This window comes from Photorhabdus bodei, from assembly GCF_003287735.1.
GTDB classification, from domain to species: Bacteria; Pseudomonadota; Gammaproteobacteria; order Enterobacterales; family Enterobacteriaceae; genus Photorhabdus; species Photorhabdus kayaii.
The window spans coordinates 1-16,637 of record NZ_NSCM01000024.1 but is presented as its reverse complement, the minus strand read 5'-3'; the positions used below and the strand labels follow the sequence as shown (position 1 = coordinate 16,637).

The window sequence follows — 16,637 nt, the reverse complement described above, 5'->3', positions numbered from 1 at the left end:
GCAGCCAACAAAGAGGCAACTTGAAAGATGACGGGTATATATTAATGAATGCTTATCATTGTAAATATTAAGTCATATTATTCAATGAATTAAATTTCTCTCAAAACTAAATAAAGGATACTGTCGATTATTTTTAATTGAGCGTCCCTGGCTTGTTTGTCATAACTGAGAGATTGTCATTATACTGTCATAATGATTCGTTAGTTTTCATTAGATAGAAATAATGGTGAGTAACATTAATGATTGATATTCCGATAATATGCGAACCTGTGGGAAGCTCAGAGTCATTAAATAACGTAGTTATTGTATCGGTGATATGACACCGGATGGGTGAAAACAACGATAAGGTGATACTGCTATGAGTAGACAGAAAGCAGTGATTAAATCACGTCGAGAAGCAAAACGGATGATGAAAAGGGATTTGCGTCATCATCAATGTTATCAGGATGATAATGTAACCTCTCTGGTGCAACTCGGTGGCGTAGAAGCCATTGGTATGGCACGTGATAAGCGGGATACTTCGGAAATTTTGCCACGGACTGAAACGCAACGGCGTTATATGTGCGCAATAAACTATAAAAAACTGATTATTGCCAGTGGGGAGGCGGGTTGCGGTAAAACGTTTATCAGTGCGGCAATGGCTGCGGATGCGTTGATTAATAAGGAAATTGATAGGATCATCGTCACCCGTCCTGTATTACAGGCGGATGAAGATCTCGGTTTTTTGCCCGGAGATATGGCTGAAAAATTTGCACCTTATTTCCGACCGGTTTATGACGTTTTATTAAAACGCATGGGAGCATCGTTTCTGCAATATTGCTTGCGGCCTGAGATTGGCAAAGTGGAAATTGCGCCTTTTGCCTATATGCGGGGTAGAACATTTGAAAACGCGTTTGTGATTCTGGATGAAGCTCAGAATGTCACTGTTAATCAGATGAAAATGTTTCTGACCCGGCTTGGGGAAAATGTTACTGTGATTGTAAATGGTGATATAAGTCAATGCGATTTGCCAGTTGGAGTCGTATCAGGATTGCGAGATGCACTGGAAAGATTTTCAGATGATGAAATCGTCAGTGTTATCCATTTTAATCAAGAGGATTGTGTTCGTTCTCAACTGTGCCAGAAAACGTTATTGGCTTATTGTAAATAACCGATGGAAATATGCCGTGGGGGCTTTTGCAAGAGCGCCTCACGGCGTGATCCTTGATTATTCCGCCTATTTTAAATCCTTTACCTTTACTGTTTAATTTTGGATATATACCCTATGGATTTCAAGATGGATCGCGACGGCAAGGGAGTGAATCCCTGGGAGCATAGGTAACTATGTGACCGGGGTGAGCGAGTGCAGCCAACAAAGAGGCAACTTGAAGGATAACGGGTATAGATAAACTGGTGATATGACCTTAGGGGCGCTACTTTATTTTCCAGTAATCAATAGAATCTCTGTCTAAATCAATTCTGCCATCAGGATATTCAACTCTTGAAGGTTCTTTACCTGGTGGGATAATAATTTTAGGCATTTTGGTTTCATCTAACTTAGGTTTATAGGTAATTTTCCATTCCGCTCCTGGCGTTAATTTCAGCCTAAAAGGATACGTATCCACCACGCCCTGTAAGAAAATTCTATTTGGACGCCCATCAACCACTTTTAATACAGGGTAAATAACCGGGCTGAAATCTATAGTATTCAATGCTGCAATTTCGCTAATATTTGTTTGAGCCGCGTCGTTGATAAATGCAGTTAATCCTGTCCCTGCATAGGGAATAGCATCTTTCATCAGGTGGCTAACATCAGTATAACCCACCGCCACAGAGGCTTGGTCGATTTTCCATTTACACCATCCTCCTCCATTGGAAGGTAATTTCGCCTGAAAATAACCAGTTTGTGGATCAGCTTTTACATCCAAATCCAATCCATAATAAGTCGGCACTTGATAAGGCGACATACCTGCATCAAGCTGATATCTAAGACAATCTTTTGAGATATACTGCGCAGACACATACGGTTTTGTGTATTTCGGCACGACACCTTCCACCGTAATCAACTGTTTCTTCTCGTCAGGTGAAAAAGGAAAAAGCCAGTTAAAAAAGGTGTCACCAAACGCCCAGTAAATAGAATAGAGAAATAATAAGGACAGCGTTATTTTCAATATTTTCATACGGACAGTTCCTGTTCATCCACCAACTGAAATTCCACCCAGTTTTTCAGAAACCGTTTACAATCAAAGCATAAGCGTGGATCTGATATAGCCATTAGTTTTACTTCCTTCTTTTAACGTTATTTCCCCGCCCGGCTATCAATCACCTTCATCAGCATAAATATCCCGCCAGGAATAGCCGTGATTGATTGCGTCACCAAAGAAACAATATAGTAAAAATCCTATTACCACAAATAAGAAACACCGCTTATGCCGTGAGTAATAGTGAGTTGAACGACAGGAAGACAGAATTGTATTCCCATCGATTAATCCCTTTGAATAAAGGGAACAGGAGTTGTAATTTCCTTCATACTGTCCATATGATGGAACTCAAGTTATGATTATTAAAGCATCAGTAAATAGCAAGAGAAAATTTTCATTTTTTAAATCTATGAAAAAATAGATTTGTAAGAAAGTGTCACAAACTCAATAGGGATTGAGTTATCGTCAATCGCATTTCTTCGGTTTTAAAAACCTCATTTTAAGTGATCTTACTGATAATATCCCTATCGTTGATCCCCTCACTTTCTGATTGCAGTAAGTGAGGGGGGATTAAATAAGGTTCTTAATCGTCGCTATCCATCACTTCATGACGCAGGACATGATAACCTTCCTCATCAAAGCCATGCCTCCAGTAAGGAATGGCATATAGCTGGTGGCGTTCATAGCCTTTTTCTCGGCGAATATAGCGACGAAGTTCTTTTACCAGCTTATCTTCACCGGCAAGCCAGAAAGTGACATCTTCTGTTGGTAATGACCAGGATTTGAATTCAGATATGATTTTGTCAGTTATTTCAACATCACCAGTGATCCAGTGAACGGCTATTCCTGCCGGTTTTTTTAATTCCTGAATATCTTGCTCACTTTCGATACGCATAATGACTTGCCCGGTCGCATCTGGTTTTACTGTTTCCAATAGCGCCGCAATAGCAGGCAGGGAGCTCGGGTCGCCGGCCATATAGTAGTGGCTGACTTTTGGCAGTAATGGATCTGGGCCTCCGGGGTTAGTGATACCGATCCAGTCACCAATTTGGGCTCTATAAGCAAATTCCACTGCCGGGCCGCCATTGTGGTGTAGTGCAAATTCAATATCGATCTCTTTTTGTTCGGTACGGATAGCCCGAACCGAGTAAGTGCGCGTTATTGGGCGCAGTTCACTCGGCGGCCATATTGGGCCTTCTGGAGATAAAGTCGGTAACACCGGTTTGGTCTGCCCCGGAAGCGGTAAGAATATCTTTAGGTGTCCGCCTTCACATTCAGTGGGATAACTATCCAGACATTCACTGGTGAAAGTCATGCTGCGCATATTAGGTGTCACGTCGAAAATGTTTTTCACCTGAACAAGTCTAGGTGGTGCAGGGCGGTAAATGTTTTTTTCTTCAATTGTTCTATTGGTCACGTAAAATTCCTCTGGAAAATTTACCGAAGGTTATTATCTGATAAAGCCAAAGTTAGTGTAACAGCAATTAACACAAATGATAATTATTATCATTCAACAAATTGCGTTGCCGTCAATAATGGGATTTATCTGCCTTTTTCAATCCACTGAAAATTGAATTTCTACTTCTGTACCACCATGTTTACGGTTTTTTATCTGTAATTGTCCACCTAGGATAGAAACTCTGTCTTGCATAATAGCCAGCCCAAATTTGTTTTTATTAGCGGAATTCAAATTAATGCCTCGGCCATTGTCACTGACAACTGTAATGATTTTTTCATCGATAGGATAAATACGGATACTGATCCAATTGGCATCGGCATGCTTATAACAGTTGTTCAGACATTCCCTAATGATTTGTATCAAATGCTTGCTGTAACTGTCAGGAATGTGTTGATGTGTCAGGCGGTAATTGAATTCAATGTTGAAGCCTAGACGGTGGTTAAATTCATTAATCAAGGTCTGTAAAGATTCTTGTAGATTACATTGAGGTTGTTCGTTCCTGAAAGTTGCCAGTAATTCTCTGAGCTGGCGATAAGCAATATTCAACTCATCTTTAATCATATTCAGCGAGGTTAAACTTTGCTTGGGTAAATTATCACTGCCGATATATAGGCAATTAACTTGAATCTTAAGGAAAGAGAGGGATTGGGCAATGGAATCGTGGAGTTCACGAGAAATAGCGGCTCTCTCTGTGGCCAACATACTCTGGTGTTGGCATTGGATCTGATTTTCCCGTAATAGTTTATTTGTCATTAAAGTCACTACATCCTGGACCAGTTTTTTTTCATCAGGAGTGAGATCACTATTTCTGTGTGTTTTTATCCAGAGTATTCCATAGCTATCAATATTATCATCTAGATTCCATCTCATAATCAGCGGCATATCAAAATAGGGACATTGGTGGGGATTGCGAAAGAAATATTCTTGTTGTGATGGATAAAAGATGATTTTGGCTTCACAGAAAGGGATCAGGCGATTGAGGTGAGAAAAAATCTCCTGAAGCTTTTCAGGTAGCAGTTTACAATTTTGTAGTTTGAAATGGCTTTGACAGAGGAAATCCAAATAGCCATTTTTTTGTTTCAGTGCGTTAATTTCTGCTTTGTATCTTGCATGTTGCCATTCTTTGACAGGAGCAGAGTTATGTACCACTTTTATCAGAAAGTAGACATTTGTAATACTTAACATTATCAATAACGGTAAAATTAAATCTGGAATCGACGGTTTATTAATCAACAATAGTATAAAAAGTAAAAATAAATTTATAACAGAGTTGATTACAAACAGTTTTTGGTTTTTGAAGATGGTGTTATTTGAACTTGTTTTCATCAGGTTAAGATTCCGTTCTGCAATACTGATGAAAACTTTAGCTCAATTTGTTAAATAGTGTTAATAATTACTTCAATTTCATACCGGCTGCTGTCATCAGAAGACGAAATAGCGTGGAAACAGCAAAAAGAGCCATCACACTGCATAACCAGATCGTCGCCATCCAGCCTATCCGTTTCCATACAGAAGGGCGTGGGGTGTTTTGATTAGTGGTAGCCTTGTTCATGGTTAACTTTCCCCCGAAAAACGTAGTAGCTCCAATAGGTGTAAACCAGGATCACTGGGATGATAAGTAGCGCGCCGACCAGCATAAAACCTAAACTTTGCTGCGGTGCCGCCGCAGCTTCGTAGCTGATGGCTGGTGGGATCAAGTTAGGCCAGATACTGATACCTAACCCACTGTAGCCAAGAAAAACTAACAATAGTGCTACCAGAAACGGTGTGTAATGAGCTTTACGTTTGATGGAATGCAGTAGTTTCCAGCCAGACCAGACCACCAACAGTGGCACGGGAAGGAAGAGCAACAGGTTAGGTAAGCTGAACCAACGTTCAGTTATTGCCGGATGAATGAATGGTGTCCATAAACTGATAATGGCGATGACTGTCAGCATCAGAAAAGTGAGCGGACGGGCGACACGGTACATCTCTTGTTGTAGGTGACCTTCGGTTTTCATAATTAGCCAGCCACAGCCTAATAATGCGTAAGCAATTATCAGGCCAAAACCACAAAATAGGGGGAAGGGTGAGAACCAATCAAAATAGCCGCCGGTGTAAGTTCGGTTTTCCACCGGGAACCCTTGAATAAAGGCACCTACTACCACGCCCTGAGCAAACGTCGCCATCACGGAGCCGCCGATAAAAGCTTTGTCCCAGATATGACGATGCTCAGGCGCGCATTTGAAACGAAATTCAAAGGCGACACCACGGAAGATCAGACCAAATAACATTAATGTCAGGGGGATCGTTAATGCATCAAGGATAACGGCATAAGCCAAAGGAAAAGCACCGAATAAACCTGCGCCGCCAAGCACTAACCAGGTTTCGTTACCATCCCATACCGGCGCAACACTGTTCATCATTAAATCACGCTCCTTATCGCTTTTAACCGTGGGATAGAGCAGCCCAATCCCAAGATCAAAACCATCCATGACAATGTACATCATGATGCTGAATACAATGATAATGAACCAGATTAACGGCAGATCAATACCCATTTTTTAGCTCCTTTTTGGGACCTTTGCGGATAAGTTTCATCATATAGGCGTAACCCACACCGAATACCGAGCTGTAAACCGCGATAAAAAGCAACAAACTGATGCTCATATGTATTTCACCGTGTGCGGATACTGCATCTTTGGTGCGTAACAGGCCATAAACTACCCACGGTTGACGGCCTATTTCGGTGGTAAACCAACCGGCAAGAATGGCGATCAGGCCGGAAGGTGCCATCAAGAATATAAAGCGCAGGAAGCTTTTTGACTGATAAAGTCGTCTCTTATAGCGCAGCCAAAGCCCCCAAAAGCCGGCAACTATCATCAATACACCGAGGCCGACCATCACTCTAAATGACCAGAAAACCATAAGCGCATTAGGTCTGTCTTCCGGTGGAAATTCCTTAAGCGCTGGAACCTGCTTATCTATACTGTGAGTTAAGATTAGACTGGCGAGATAAGGAATTTCGACGGCATAACGCGTCTCTTCCCGCTCCATATCCGGGATACCAAACAGGATCAGCGGCGTTGCTTCACCGGGAAGATTTTCCCAGTGGCCTTCCATTGCCGCGACTTTAGCGGGTTGATGTTTGAGGGTGTTGAGACCGTGAGCATCACCAATCAATGCCTGCAAAGGCGCAATAATCAAGATCATCCACATCGACATGGATAGCATTTTTTTCATTGCTGCCGAGTCATTGCCTTTTAATAAATGCCATGCCGCTGAAGCTGCAACAAAGAATGCTGAGGCGAGGAAGGCCGCAGTAGACATATGAGCCAGGCGATAGGGAAAGGAGGGATTAAATATCACTGCCAGCCAGTCGACGGGGACGACCTGATTATTGACAATTTCGTGACCTTGCGGGGTTTGCATCCAGCTATTGGAAGCCAGTATCCAAAAAGTGGATATCAGAGTACCTAGCGCAACCATAAAGGTGGCGAAGAAATGTAATTTTTCACCTACACGATTCCAGCCAAATAACATAACGCCGAGAAAGCCCGCTTCAAGAAAGAACGCGGTCAGTACTTCGTAAGTCAGTAATGGACCCGTTATCGAACCGGCAAAATCAGAGAAAAAACTCCAGTTAGTGCCGAACTGGTAAGCCATAACCAGACCGGAAACCACGCCCATACCGAAGTTAACAGCAAAAATTTTCGACCAGAAATGATATAGCACTTTGTAATCAGTATTACGCGTTTTCAGCCATAACCCTTCCAGTACGGCTAAAAAACTTGCCAGCCCGATGGTAATCGCCGGAAAGATAATGTGAAAGGAGACGGTAAACGCGAACTGAATTCTGGCCAGTTCCAGGGCACTTAAACCAAACATAGTGACCTCTTATTTTTAGTTTGAATAAAGGCAGGAAATGTATGCGGGCAAGTAAAGCATGAAAAAAACGACTATAATAGTGACAGTTTTCTGTATATTGACTATAACAGTTTGCGGGGAGATCTGAATTGATGAAACGTTATGAACAATTTGCCAGGCAAATTCTCCAACATATTGAAGACGGTACCTGGCTGGTGGGAGATAGATTACCTTCACTGAGGGAATCAGTGAAATTATCGGGTTTGAGTTTGATGACCGTTGTCCAATCGTATCAATTATTAGAGAGTCAGGGATGGATCATTTCCCGCCCTCAATCGGGTTATTACGTCGCCAAACGTTTGCAGCCCTTTGCCGCAGCAAAAGGAGGAAAGCGATTACATTTAAGTGAAAGCGTAGAAATAAGCGCTTCTATTTTTGATGTATTACAGGCGTGCAAAGATCCTGCGATTATTCCGTTTGGTTCAGCATTTCCAGACCCATCCTTATTGATTCAACCTAAACTTTCCAAAGCGTTAGCGGCCGCTGCCAGGCGGATAGCACCGCATAGCGCTTTAGCCAATTTACCGCCGGGTAATGATAAGTTACGCCGTAACATATCGCGCCGTTATGCAATGCATGGTATTCATGTTTCTCCTGATGAAATTGTCATTACCGCTGGTGCGATGGAATCACTGAGTTTCAGTTTACAGTCGGTGACTGAGCCGGGGGATTGGGTCGTGATTGAATCACCGGCTTTTTACGGTGCTTTACAGGCCATTGAACGTTTACGTCTGAAAGCGGTAGCAATCAAAACTGATCCACAAAACGGTATTGATTTGGATGCGCTGGAGGAGGTAATTCAGAAATACCCAATAAAAGCCTGTTGGTTAATGACTCACTTTCAGAACCCGCTGGGGGGAACGATGTCTGCTGAAAGTAAATTACGGCTGGTGAATATCCTGAACAGTAATCAGGTGGTACTGATTGAAGATGATGTTTATGGTGAACTTTATTTCGATCAGCAACGGCCTGTACCGGCGAAAGGGTTAGACAGTGAAAACAACTTTATGCACTGCTCCTCGTTTTCCAAATGTCTGGCACCGGGATTCCGCGTGGGTTGGGTTGCAGCAGGAAAACATGCCAAGAGAATTCAACAGCTACAAATGATGAGTACCGTTTCTGCCAGCATGCCGACGCAATTGGCAATTGCGGATTATCTTGCTGAGGGGGGATATGACAGCCACTTACGTCGCCTTCGTCGCATATTGGAGCAACGTCAGCAACTGATGTTACGAGCAATTGGTGACTATATGCCTGCTTCAGTCAAAGTGAATTGCCCTAAAGGTGGTTATTTCCTCTGGCTGGAATTTGAGCCATTGTTCAATGCACAGCGGCTTTATCAACTAGCATTGGCAGAAGGGATCAGTATTGCACCGGGCAGTATGTTTTGTACCAGTGAACAGTTTAACCATGCCTTTCGTCTGAATGCCTCTTTTGATTGGAATCAGGAAATGGAACGTGCGATGCAGACTTTAGGCAATATTTGCCATATATTATTGGCTGAAATAGGCGGATATTAATCCCTATTAAGGCGGATTTCATGGAGAAAGCAATGGTATTTAAAAGTAACCGTTCTCAAGCAAGCAATTCAATTTTCCAAAGTTGTGGTTTTTCCGAAGGTGTGAGGCAGGTTGATATGGCTGGTGAGTCTTGTGATAGTTGGTTTGATGGTCCTGGTGTTACGGCAGATTTCTTGACAGAACGTGACCAACCGCCAGTACAAGAACGTGAGGGATTCTGAACGCCCTCATCACATATGAAACTTATGGTGTCCACGACGTTTTTGCAGACACCATTTTGGGGTTATTTCACCACATTATTCTATACAAAGCGCTCTTACATTACTTCCTTGCTTTCTCCGAGTGGTCATACTATCAATCCAATCTTCTAATGATACCTTCTGTGCTTTCTCGAATGCTGGCCTTACATTTACCCAAGATTCGTACCTTAGGTTATATTCTGCTTGTGGCAGGAAGTAATGAGATTTGAATTCGATAAGACCTTTATCATCTTCGTAAGCGACGATTGAAAACTCAGACCAATATAAGAAGAATGACACGCCACCTCTTGGTGATGTAGCAAGAACACTTTGAACGAAATTGGATTGAGTTTGTCTCCTGCCTGCATAGGATAATGCAGCGATAGCCAGTTGTCTCAGTGGGGTTTTCATCTGCTCTCTTTCCTGACTAGATAATCCTAAGAAGTTTTCCAGGAAAGAGTTGATTAAAACATCTGCATTATGGCTTTTTTGAATAACATTTTGTACGCTGGTTGACAGTAAGGAAAGGAATGGAACGCCAGATAATTCTGAGGTAAATGAGAAGAAATTCTTTTTATTGCCTTGGCCTTGAGGATCTAAAGGATTATAGCCTGAGACCGCACGGCACATATTAATAACAGTTTGCAAGCCTTCGGTAATGCTTAGTGGGTTTCTAGATGATGTGGAAGAATCTTTTTCAAGCTGTGTATAATCCCCTGTAGCTGCGCCATTAGCCGGGCTCTGTACATCGGAATAATCTCCGGCCTCAGGATAATCCATAGTAATATTGCCTGAACGCTCCCAATCTTTAAGGAATCTTGTTCCTCCTTTTTCAATATGTTCTATCCATTCTTGGGCTTTTTTGACTGCATAATCAGGATTATTTAAGATATTTTCCATGATTTTTATCCTTAATAGATTTATTAAGTTAGGTATTGAATGTTAGGGTACTGTTGAAAGTAGGGAACAATGTTGAACCCTATTTTTAACAGTGAGATAAATCGATAATCATGTACTTAATATTACTGTTTTTTTAGTTTGGTAATTTTTTAAATTTTGTTAATAAATGTTAAATGTATTTTTGTGCGAACTAAGTATATCCATAAGTGAATATTTTTCACTATCAAATATTAAGGGTATGCAATTTAACTTATTCCTCACAGATAAATGGTTTTTTATGTGATATTTCCATATTAGCATTAAAATACGGTTTTTAAAATTTATCGATGTAAAATTCACATTTTAAGATAATTCATTTTTATATATTCTGATCGTATGTTATATTCTTTTATATTCTATTTTTATTGAATTTAATAATTTTATTAAATAACTATGATTAGAATAATCTTAGCACATATTGGTAATAATATTGTTGATATAAATCAATTAATCTACTTACAGAGAGTTTTCAGTTTATGCTTTCATTTTGGTTGTCATACAATCAATTAAATATTCTGTGGTTATCTTATCCTCTTTCTCGAATACAGATTTTACTATTTCCCACGTTTTCTGGCTGAGATTATATTCTGCCTGGCAAAGATTATAATGAGAGGTGAATTTAATAGTACCCTTGTTATCTAATTTCTGTATTATCAATATAGAAGAATAGAGCAAGAGTGACACCCCATTTGGGGTTTTAGTCAGAGCATATTGTACCAGATTGGATTTTTTTTCCTTTTGATCGGCATATGATAAAGCGGTATTAATCAACTTTTTCAAATAAACCTTAATGGTAATTTTATCCTGAGGAGATAACCCTTGAAAGGCTTCAACAAAAGAATCGATCAAGACATCTGTGTCATGACTTTGTTGAGTAATCGTATTGGTATCTGCCCATAGTAAAGAGAGAAAGGGAACCTTTTCTATTTCTTCTGTGAATGCTATGAATTTCTGCGCATTGCCATTACCTTCTGGTTCCTGCGGGTCATAACCTGAGGCCACTCGACATAAGTTAATGATAGTTTGCAGCCCCTCGGTGACACTGACTGGGTATTTATTTGATGTGGCCGATTTCTTGGCGAATAGTGTGTATTTATTTGTCGCTGCCACACTGGCTGGACTTTGTATATCAGAAAGATTCTCAATTTCTAAGAAATGAGTAAAAATATTATCTGAATGTGACTGCGTTTTAGAATATCTTTCTCCTCTGTGTTTAACGTATACTATCCACTCTTGAACATCTTTAATTTTATGATCAGAATTTGTTAATATATCTTTCATGGTTGTTTTCCTTTATGGATTTATTAGATAAGTAATTGATTTTCATTCTTTACTCAAAATGAGCTCCAGATTCAGAAACTATAATTTATTTTATATCAATAACATAGGGCTTTATTTATGTGATAAGCATATGTTCCTGAAAAACGAGAATATCTTAATCAATAGGTAAAAATATATATCTAATCTTTTAATAATAGTGTAAAAATGTAGTATGTAAAGTCCATTACAATAAAATTTGTGCTTTAGGTTGTTTTTATTGAATAATCTTACATTATATTATCCGGCTGTTTATTTTTTATTTTCTAATAATGCGTTTTATTATTAATTATTTGTCGATTTATTTTGTTTCATATTTATTGTAAATTAATAATTACAAGTGAAAATTACGATCAATTATATTAACTTCTTGGTTAAAACATTTTGTTGCATGGTTAATTTTATTTATTCTTGGAAAGTAAATGTTGTTATAAATATTTTCGAGATGAAATGGATGGAAAAGAGTCATTCTTTCATATATTGGACAGAAATGATTTTAATATATGTCTGGTTTTAGGGAGTTTAATTTTTATTGCTATCAATTATAAAAATAATTGGTAATTTAAGTTGTAAGAATGTTCCATTATTGTTTTTCTAAGCTAGACTATGATTGAAGTGAATTGTGGGGAATGATTTTTACGGTGGTTAAATTAAAATAATATTATTTTATTTTGGAGGGTGTACGAGTTCTAAAAATGATTTTAAAGCTTTTTCTATTGGTAATGATGCTAATATAGTGAGTCAAGAAGAATATGAACAAATCCCAGATTTAAAGACTGGATTTCCACCAGATGATATTACTGTTCACTTGCTCAATAAGATATTACGTCAGTCGTCAACAATAGCATCTGTTGTGGCTAATTTTATCGCGACATATTCCGGCAATGATGTTTTGGACGATGGGGATATAGTTAAACTTGCTGCCCAATTAAATGGCGCGTTAGAACAAAAAATTGCCATCGAAGTACCAAATGCCTCATTAACACAAAAAGGTGTTACTCAGCTCACAGATAAAACCGGCAACAGTAATACCCTAGCGGTAACACAGAAGCTAGTTTCTGATGTAAATGATAATGCTAATAACCGATTGGCAAAAGATCAAAATGGTGCAGACATTCCTGATAAAAAAGCATTTGTGGAAAATCTCGGTTTAGAAGTGATTAGTACAAAGCCGGTTGTTGTTGGGAATAATACCGCTTCTACAATCGATAATTTTGATAATATTCCTCAGAATTCGACATATTTTGGCTATCCAACCAACAGGACTAAACGGTCCAGGTGTATATGGACCAGGAATGAGATTTTCAGAAGGATATAGGACCTTTAAGGGTTATGAGCTGATGATTCACTCCTCATATGTGCAGAAGAGCGAATTACACTATAGAACGCATATTGACATCCTCCCCCACTTTCGCACTTCGTGACTCAAGAGGGGGATCCCCGTTAGTGGGCGACGGCTGATTGCTCTGCGTCTGGTTCCTGCTTCAACGGGCGGCCTGACTGCTCCGTCCCTCCACAGGCAAGCACGGCATGCCCTGCCGCTAAAATGTTACGAGCGCCGTTTACATCCGCGTTTGCGGTATATCCACACACCTGGCACACGAATTTACTCTGCGACAAGCGGTTCTCTTTGGCTGTATGACCGCAATATGCGCACCGCTGGCTGGTGTATGCCGGAGGGACTGCCAGTACCTGACCGCCGCGCCAGCGCTGCTTATATTCTAGCTGACGGCGCATTTCATACCAGCCCTGATCCAGTATCGCGCGATTTAAGCCTGATTTAGCCCCAACGTTCCTTCCGGGCTGTTCTGCCGTGCCTTTCGCTGACTTCGACATGTTACCGACCTTCAAATCTTCAATCACGATCATCGCGTGGTTTTTGCTTATTTTCGTGGTGGTCTTATGAAGGTAATCGCGCCGGATATTGGCGATGCGCGAATGCAGACGCTGAATTTTTCGCTCTGTTTCTGCCGGTTGGCGCTGAACTTAACTTTGCGGCTTAACTGTCTCTGGAGTTTCGCCAGTTTGCGCTGGCGGGTTTTAAAACTGTTGACGGGTTCGTATATCGTACCGTCTGAGAGCGTCGCCAGTTTTGATATCCCTGCATCCAGACCCACCATGGTTGTTGATTCGTGGTGTGGCTCAGCGGCTTCTATCTCGACTTGAAACGACACATACCACTGACCCGCTGACTGGCTGATCGTGGCATTTTTGATTTTGCCGTTCACCTCCTGCGATTGCCGGAACTTTATCCATCCGAGCCCGGAAGGAAGCCTGACTCTGCGATTTTCAAGGAGACAATATTTTTTAAAATTGACGAACCGGATTGAATCCCTGCCGTCATTTTTTCGTTTCCGTACAGGCGCTTTCGCTGCCAGTGTTTTATCGAAGCAACGCCTCCATGCTCCATGTAAGTCTTTAAGTTTTTGTTGAAGGTTATCGGTGTAAGCTTCCTGTAAGAAGGCGCATTCCGGTGTTTTTTTCCACCCCGTGAGCATGCGGTTTAGTTCAAACGCGGAGGGAAGTTTTCCGCCGGAATCCAGAATGTGTTTTGTTACCTCAAGTCCGTCATTCCAGACAAAACGAGCACACCCGCATAACCGCCGCAAACGCTGCGACTGTTTTTCAGTTGGCTCTAGTCTGAACTTGTAGGCCTTCAGGATTAGCATTATCATTCAGTGTGTAGTCGGTTTATTCTCTATTTTACTGTGCCTTCGGCTAACTTCAGTGCAAAAATACAACATTAATCGTTCACGACATGCCGCTTTTCTTTTGCATGTACATCTTGTGTTTGTGACCAAATACCGTAGAAAGATCCTTGGCGAGCGACACCATGCAGCCTTTCATCAGTATGCAGGTGAAATCTGCCGTGACTTCGGCGCGGAACTTAAAGAGAGCTTTTCAAGTCCGTCCAACTTCCCCTCCCGTCTGATGTCGGCGGGAGTACCCTTTGGAGGTAAAGATGGTGACGGTAACATCAATAAATGGAATCCGTGGTATAAAGTCTGGTCAACAAGCAACGCCAAGCCGGATACTAATGGCAACCTTAAAGTCTCCAGTCCAGTGGTAGATATTCACTCAGACGGAACTTACCAGTTAACTCGCGAAGCGGAAGGGGTGACGGTCAAGCGGATAGAGACAGGGAAATATCGTATCAGCGGCTGCAATGGTTTTGCTAAAGATGGGGCATGGGGAATTCACGGCGGTACTATCGTCCCGGCAAACAGCAACGGGTTAAACCTGATTTGGGTTTGTGAATCTAGGCGTGTTAAGAGTATTAATAGTGACGGAGAAGTCGTTTATTACAATGATGGTGAGTTATGCGACATTCCTGATGGACGAGTCATTAATGTTCGAGTGCAATTGCTGGAAAAATCACAAGAATAAAATAAAAAAATCCACGCAACCGCGTGGATTTTAAGGGCGTTAGCTAACTCCAGCATAACGCCTTTCCTTTAAGGCTCTTCTGTACCATCGATCTCCAAGGCGGCTTTATCAAATGTATAAAGCGGCGAAACCGATTTTTTGTTTTTTATGCCATACCGCTGAGACTTATTCACTATCAATGCATCCGCAAAGTCGGCCTGCTTAGTCTTGCCGCCGCATTTAATCGGTTTGGCATTGATGTAGTCATCCAACGCACACCAGAGCGCATGACCATCTTCGAAGACAACATTAGGCTCTTCAATGAGCCTGTGCAACACTTCTATCAGCGCCTCTTTAGGTAGCAAGTAACGCTTGCCTCTCAATGTCCAAATTGTCTCGACTAAGACCACATCTGTGATCAAGATTTTTTGCTTGCTTTCAAAAAGTGCATTGGCCTTTTGAGACTGGCTCGCGTCATCTTGCAGAAGATATCTGAGAACAACATTTGTATCTACCGCAATCATTTGTGTATGGCACTCTCAAGTGATTCTTCTTCACTCACTTGGTGATCGACCAGGATACCCTTTAATATCCCCTTCGCGGCCCCTCTGCGCTTTGTGACAATTGAGATGACGCCTTTTCGGCTGACGAAACTCTCATACTCATCACCTGGCTGAATGCCGGCAATCGAACATTGCTCAAGCGGTAACGTTACCTGCCTTTTCTGGCTAACTATTGGCATACAAGCACCTCTTTACTAAATGTAAAAAGTAAAGATATGCACATCTTTACATATTGTCAATAGTAAATAACGTGAGCTTCGCTTAATAAAGGAACTAAGTGCCTGAGGCACGATCAAAGTTTTTGTTAAAGCAAACATTATCGTGGAGATCCTCAGGCATGGTTAATTTAGAAGAACTTTACTGCGGCGTCGATGATTTTTGCCAAAAATTTATGCCTCTTTGGCATCAACAGTTAATTGAAAACGGATTACTCAAACGTTATCGGCAGGCTTCCCTTTCACTCAGTGAAGTGATGACGATCCTGATTTTATTTCATATGAGCCACCATCGGGATTTCAAAACGTTTTATCTTCAATATGTTAGAAAATATCTTCATCAAGATGTTCCAGAGCTGGTCAGTTGTGCCTTTCTTTCCACTCGCAAGGCTAAGACAGCCGGGATCGCTTTTATTGACTCAACCAAAATTGCGGTTTGTCACAACCTTCGTATTCCCCGGCATAGGGTATTTGAAGGTATGGCACAGCGAGTACAGGATGGTTTTATGGCTTTAAGCTTCGTTTGGTTATCAATGATTGTGGCGAACTGTTGGCCGTTAAGTTGATGTCAGGAAATACCGATGACCGCAGCCCTGTCAAAGCGTTAGTGAAAGGGATAACGGGGCATTTGTATGGTGACAAAGGCTATGTATCGCAAGCCCTGTGTAATGATTTGGAAGCAGAAGGACTCATCTTAATCACAAATAGCCGTCGCAATATGAAAGCAAAAGCATTATCACTCTGGGATAAGCTGATGTTAAGAAGGCGTTTTCTGATGAAACGGTTGTTGACCAGCTAAAAAATATCCTGATTATCACTTAAATTCAGCTCCCATAGGCGTATACTTAAAATAAGTCTGTGTGGAGGTAAATGAAAATGGCTAAAAATCAGATTCAATTCCAAAAAGGCATTTCTATTCATGAGTTTATTTCA

The 16,637-nt window shown here is 41.1% G+C and carries 15 protein-coding genes and 3 pseudogenes; 7 read left to right on the top strand and 11 right to left on the bottom strand.

What is annotated here, in order from left to right; translation table 11 throughout:
• Nucleotides 1–358: 358 nt before the first annotated feature.
• The gene (phoH, locus tag CKY02_RS13825; protein WP_112895726.1) at nucleotides 359–1,150 is read left to right on the top strand and encodes a phosphate starvation-inducible protein PhoH; all 792 of its coding nucleotides are present in this window, start codon (nucleotides 359–361) and stop codon (nucleotides 1,148–1,150) included.
• 262 nt (nucleotides 1,151–1,412) lie between these two features.
• On the opposite strand, the gene CKY02_RS13820 is transcribed toward phoH, so the two are convergent.
• The 6 genes from CKY02_RS13820 to CKY02_RS13795 all read right to left on the bottom strand — a co-directional run bounded on the left by CKY02_RS13820 (nucleotide 1,413) and on the right by CKY02_RS13795 (nucleotide 7,506).
• On the bottom strand, nucleotides 1,413–2,159 hold the full coding sequence (locus tag CKY02_RS13820; RefSeq protein ID WP_112895725.1) for a hypothetical protein: 747 nt from the start codon (nucleotides 2,157–2,159) through the stop codon (nucleotides 1,413–1,415).
• 604 nt (nucleotides 2,160–2,763) lie between these two features.
• Nucleotides 2,764–3,597: a siderophore-interacting protein gene (locus CKY02_RS13815; RefSeq protein WP_112895724.1), complete on the bottom strand. Its 834-nt coding sequence runs from the start codon at nucleotides 3,595–3,597 to the stop codon at nucleotides 2,764–2,766.
• Nucleotides 3,598–3,735: 138 nt separating this feature from the next.
• Nucleotides 3,736–4,824, bottom strand: a complete 1,089-nt coding sequence (locus tag CKY02_RS13810) for a histidine kinase (protein WP_238399160.1) — start codon at nucleotides 4,822–4,824, stop codon at nucleotides 3,736–3,738.
• Between the two features lie 208 nt (nucleotides 4,825–5,032).
• The gene (locus tag CKY02_RS13805; RefSeq protein ID WP_112895722.1) at nucleotides 5,033–5,191 is read right to left on the bottom strand and encodes a DUF2474 domain-containing protein; all 159 of its coding nucleotides are present in this window, start codon (nucleotides 5,189–5,191) and stop codon (nucleotides 5,033–5,035) included.
• Nucleotides 5,172–6,179, bottom strand: a complete 1,008-nt coding sequence (gene cydB / locus CKY02_RS13800) for a cytochrome d ubiquinol oxidase subunit II (RefSeq protein WP_112895721.1) — start codon at nucleotides 6,177–6,179, stop codon at nucleotides 5,172–5,174. The genes CKY02_RS13805 and cydB overlap by 20 nt, the downstream gene beginning before the upstream one ends.
• Nucleotides 6,169–7,506 carry a cytochrome ubiquinol oxidase subunit I gene (locus CKY02_RS13795; RefSeq protein ID WP_112895720.1) on the bottom strand — a complete coding sequence of 446 codons (1,338 nt, stop codon included), beginning with the start codon at nucleotides 7,504–7,506 and terminating at the stop codon, nucleotides 6,169–6,171. Before CKY02_RS13795 ends, cydB begins: the two co-directional genes overlap by 11 nt.
• Before the next feature lie 131 nt (nucleotides 7,507–7,637).
• On the opposite strand from CKY02_RS13795, the gene CKY02_RS13790 reads away from it, so the two are divergent.
• Nucleotides 7,638–9,065: an aminotransferase-like domain-containing protein gene (locus CKY02_RS13790; RefSeq protein WP_112895719.1), complete on the top strand. Its 1,428-nt coding sequence runs from the start codon at nucleotides 7,638–7,640 to the stop codon at nucleotides 9,063–9,065.
• A 20-nt stretch (nucleotides 9,066–9,085) separates the two neighbouring features.
• The gene (locus CKY02_RS13785; protein ID WP_112895718.1) at nucleotides 9,086–9,286 is read left to right on the top strand and encodes an AbrB/MazE/SpoVT family DNA-binding domain-containing protein; all 201 of its coding nucleotides are present in this window, start codon (nucleotides 9,086–9,088) and stop codon (nucleotides 9,284–9,286) included.
• Nucleotides 9,287–9,361: 75 nt separating this feature from the next.
• On the opposite strand, the gene CKY02_RS13780 is transcribed toward CKY02_RS13785, so the two are convergent.
• Together CKY02_RS13780 and CKY02_RS13775 are read right to left on the bottom strand one after the other, a co-directional pair.
• Nucleotides 9,362–10,204 (bottom strand): hypothetical protein, encoded by an 843-nt coding sequence (locus CKY02_RS13780; RefSeq protein ID WP_112895717.1) that lies wholly within the window; start codon nucleotides 10,202–10,204, stop codon nucleotides 9,362–9,364.
• 513 nt (nucleotides 10,205–10,717) lie between these two features.
• Entirely contained in the window at nucleotides 10,718–11,524 is an 807-nt protein-coding gene (locus CKY02_RS13775) for a hypothetical protein (RefSeq protein WP_112895716.1), read from the bottom strand.
• A 772-nt stretch (nucleotides 11,525–12,296) separates the two neighbouring features.
• On the opposite strand from CKY02_RS13775, the gene CKY02_RS13770 reads away from it, so the two are divergent.
• Complete coding sequence (locus tag CKY02_RS13770; protein WP_420800749.1) at nucleotides 12,297–12,878, top strand: phage tail protein; 582 nt, start codon at nucleotides 12,297–12,299, stop codon at nucleotides 12,876–12,878.
• 125 nt (nucleotides 12,879–13,003) lie between these two features.
• On the opposite strand, the pseudogene CKY02_RS13765 reads toward CKY02_RS13770, so the two are convergent.
• A pseudogene (locus CKY02_RS13765) lies at nucleotides 13,004–14,229 on the bottom strand (RNA-guided endonuclease InsQ/TnpB family protein).
• Nucleotides 14,230–14,287: 58 nt separating this feature from the next.
• Here CKY02_RS13765 and CKY02_RS13760 point away from each other — a divergent pair.
• Together CKY02_RS13760 and CKY02_RS26880 are read left to right on the top strand one after the other, a co-directional pair.
• Nucleotides 14,288–14,455: pseudogene (locus CKY02_RS13760) on the top strand (transposase); the annotation flags it as partial.
• A 36-nt stretch (nucleotides 14,456–14,491) separates the two neighbouring features.
• A complete protein-coding gene (locus CKY02_RS26880) occupies nucleotides 14,492–14,947 on the top strand; it encodes a phage tail fiber protein (protein ID WP_478354247.1) in 456 nt (151 codons plus the stop codon).
• 68 nt (nucleotides 14,948–15,015) lie between these two features.
• Here the strand turns inward: CKY02_RS26880 and CKY02_RS13750 are convergent, their stop codons facing one another.
• A complete protein-coding gene (locus CKY02_RS13750; protein ID WP_112895715.1) occupies nucleotides 15,016–15,450 on the bottom strand; it encodes a PIN domain-containing protein in 435 nt (144 codons plus the stop codon).
• The gene (locus CKY02_RS13745; RefSeq protein WP_112895714.1) at nucleotides 15,447–15,668 is read right to left on the bottom strand and encodes an AbrB family transcriptional regulator; all 222 of its coding nucleotides are present in this window, start codon (nucleotides 15,666–15,668) and stop codon (nucleotides 15,447–15,449) included. Before CKY02_RS13745 ends, CKY02_RS13750 begins: the two co-directional genes overlap by 4 nt.
• Nucleotides 15,669–15,826: 158 nt before the next feature.
• On the opposite strand from CKY02_RS13745, the pseudogene CKY02_RS26725 reads away from it, so the two are divergent.
• Nucleotides 15,827–16,511: pseudogene (locus CKY02_RS26725) on the top strand (IS982 family transposase); the annotation flags it as partial.
• Nucleotides 16,512–16,637: the final 126 nt, after the last annotated feature.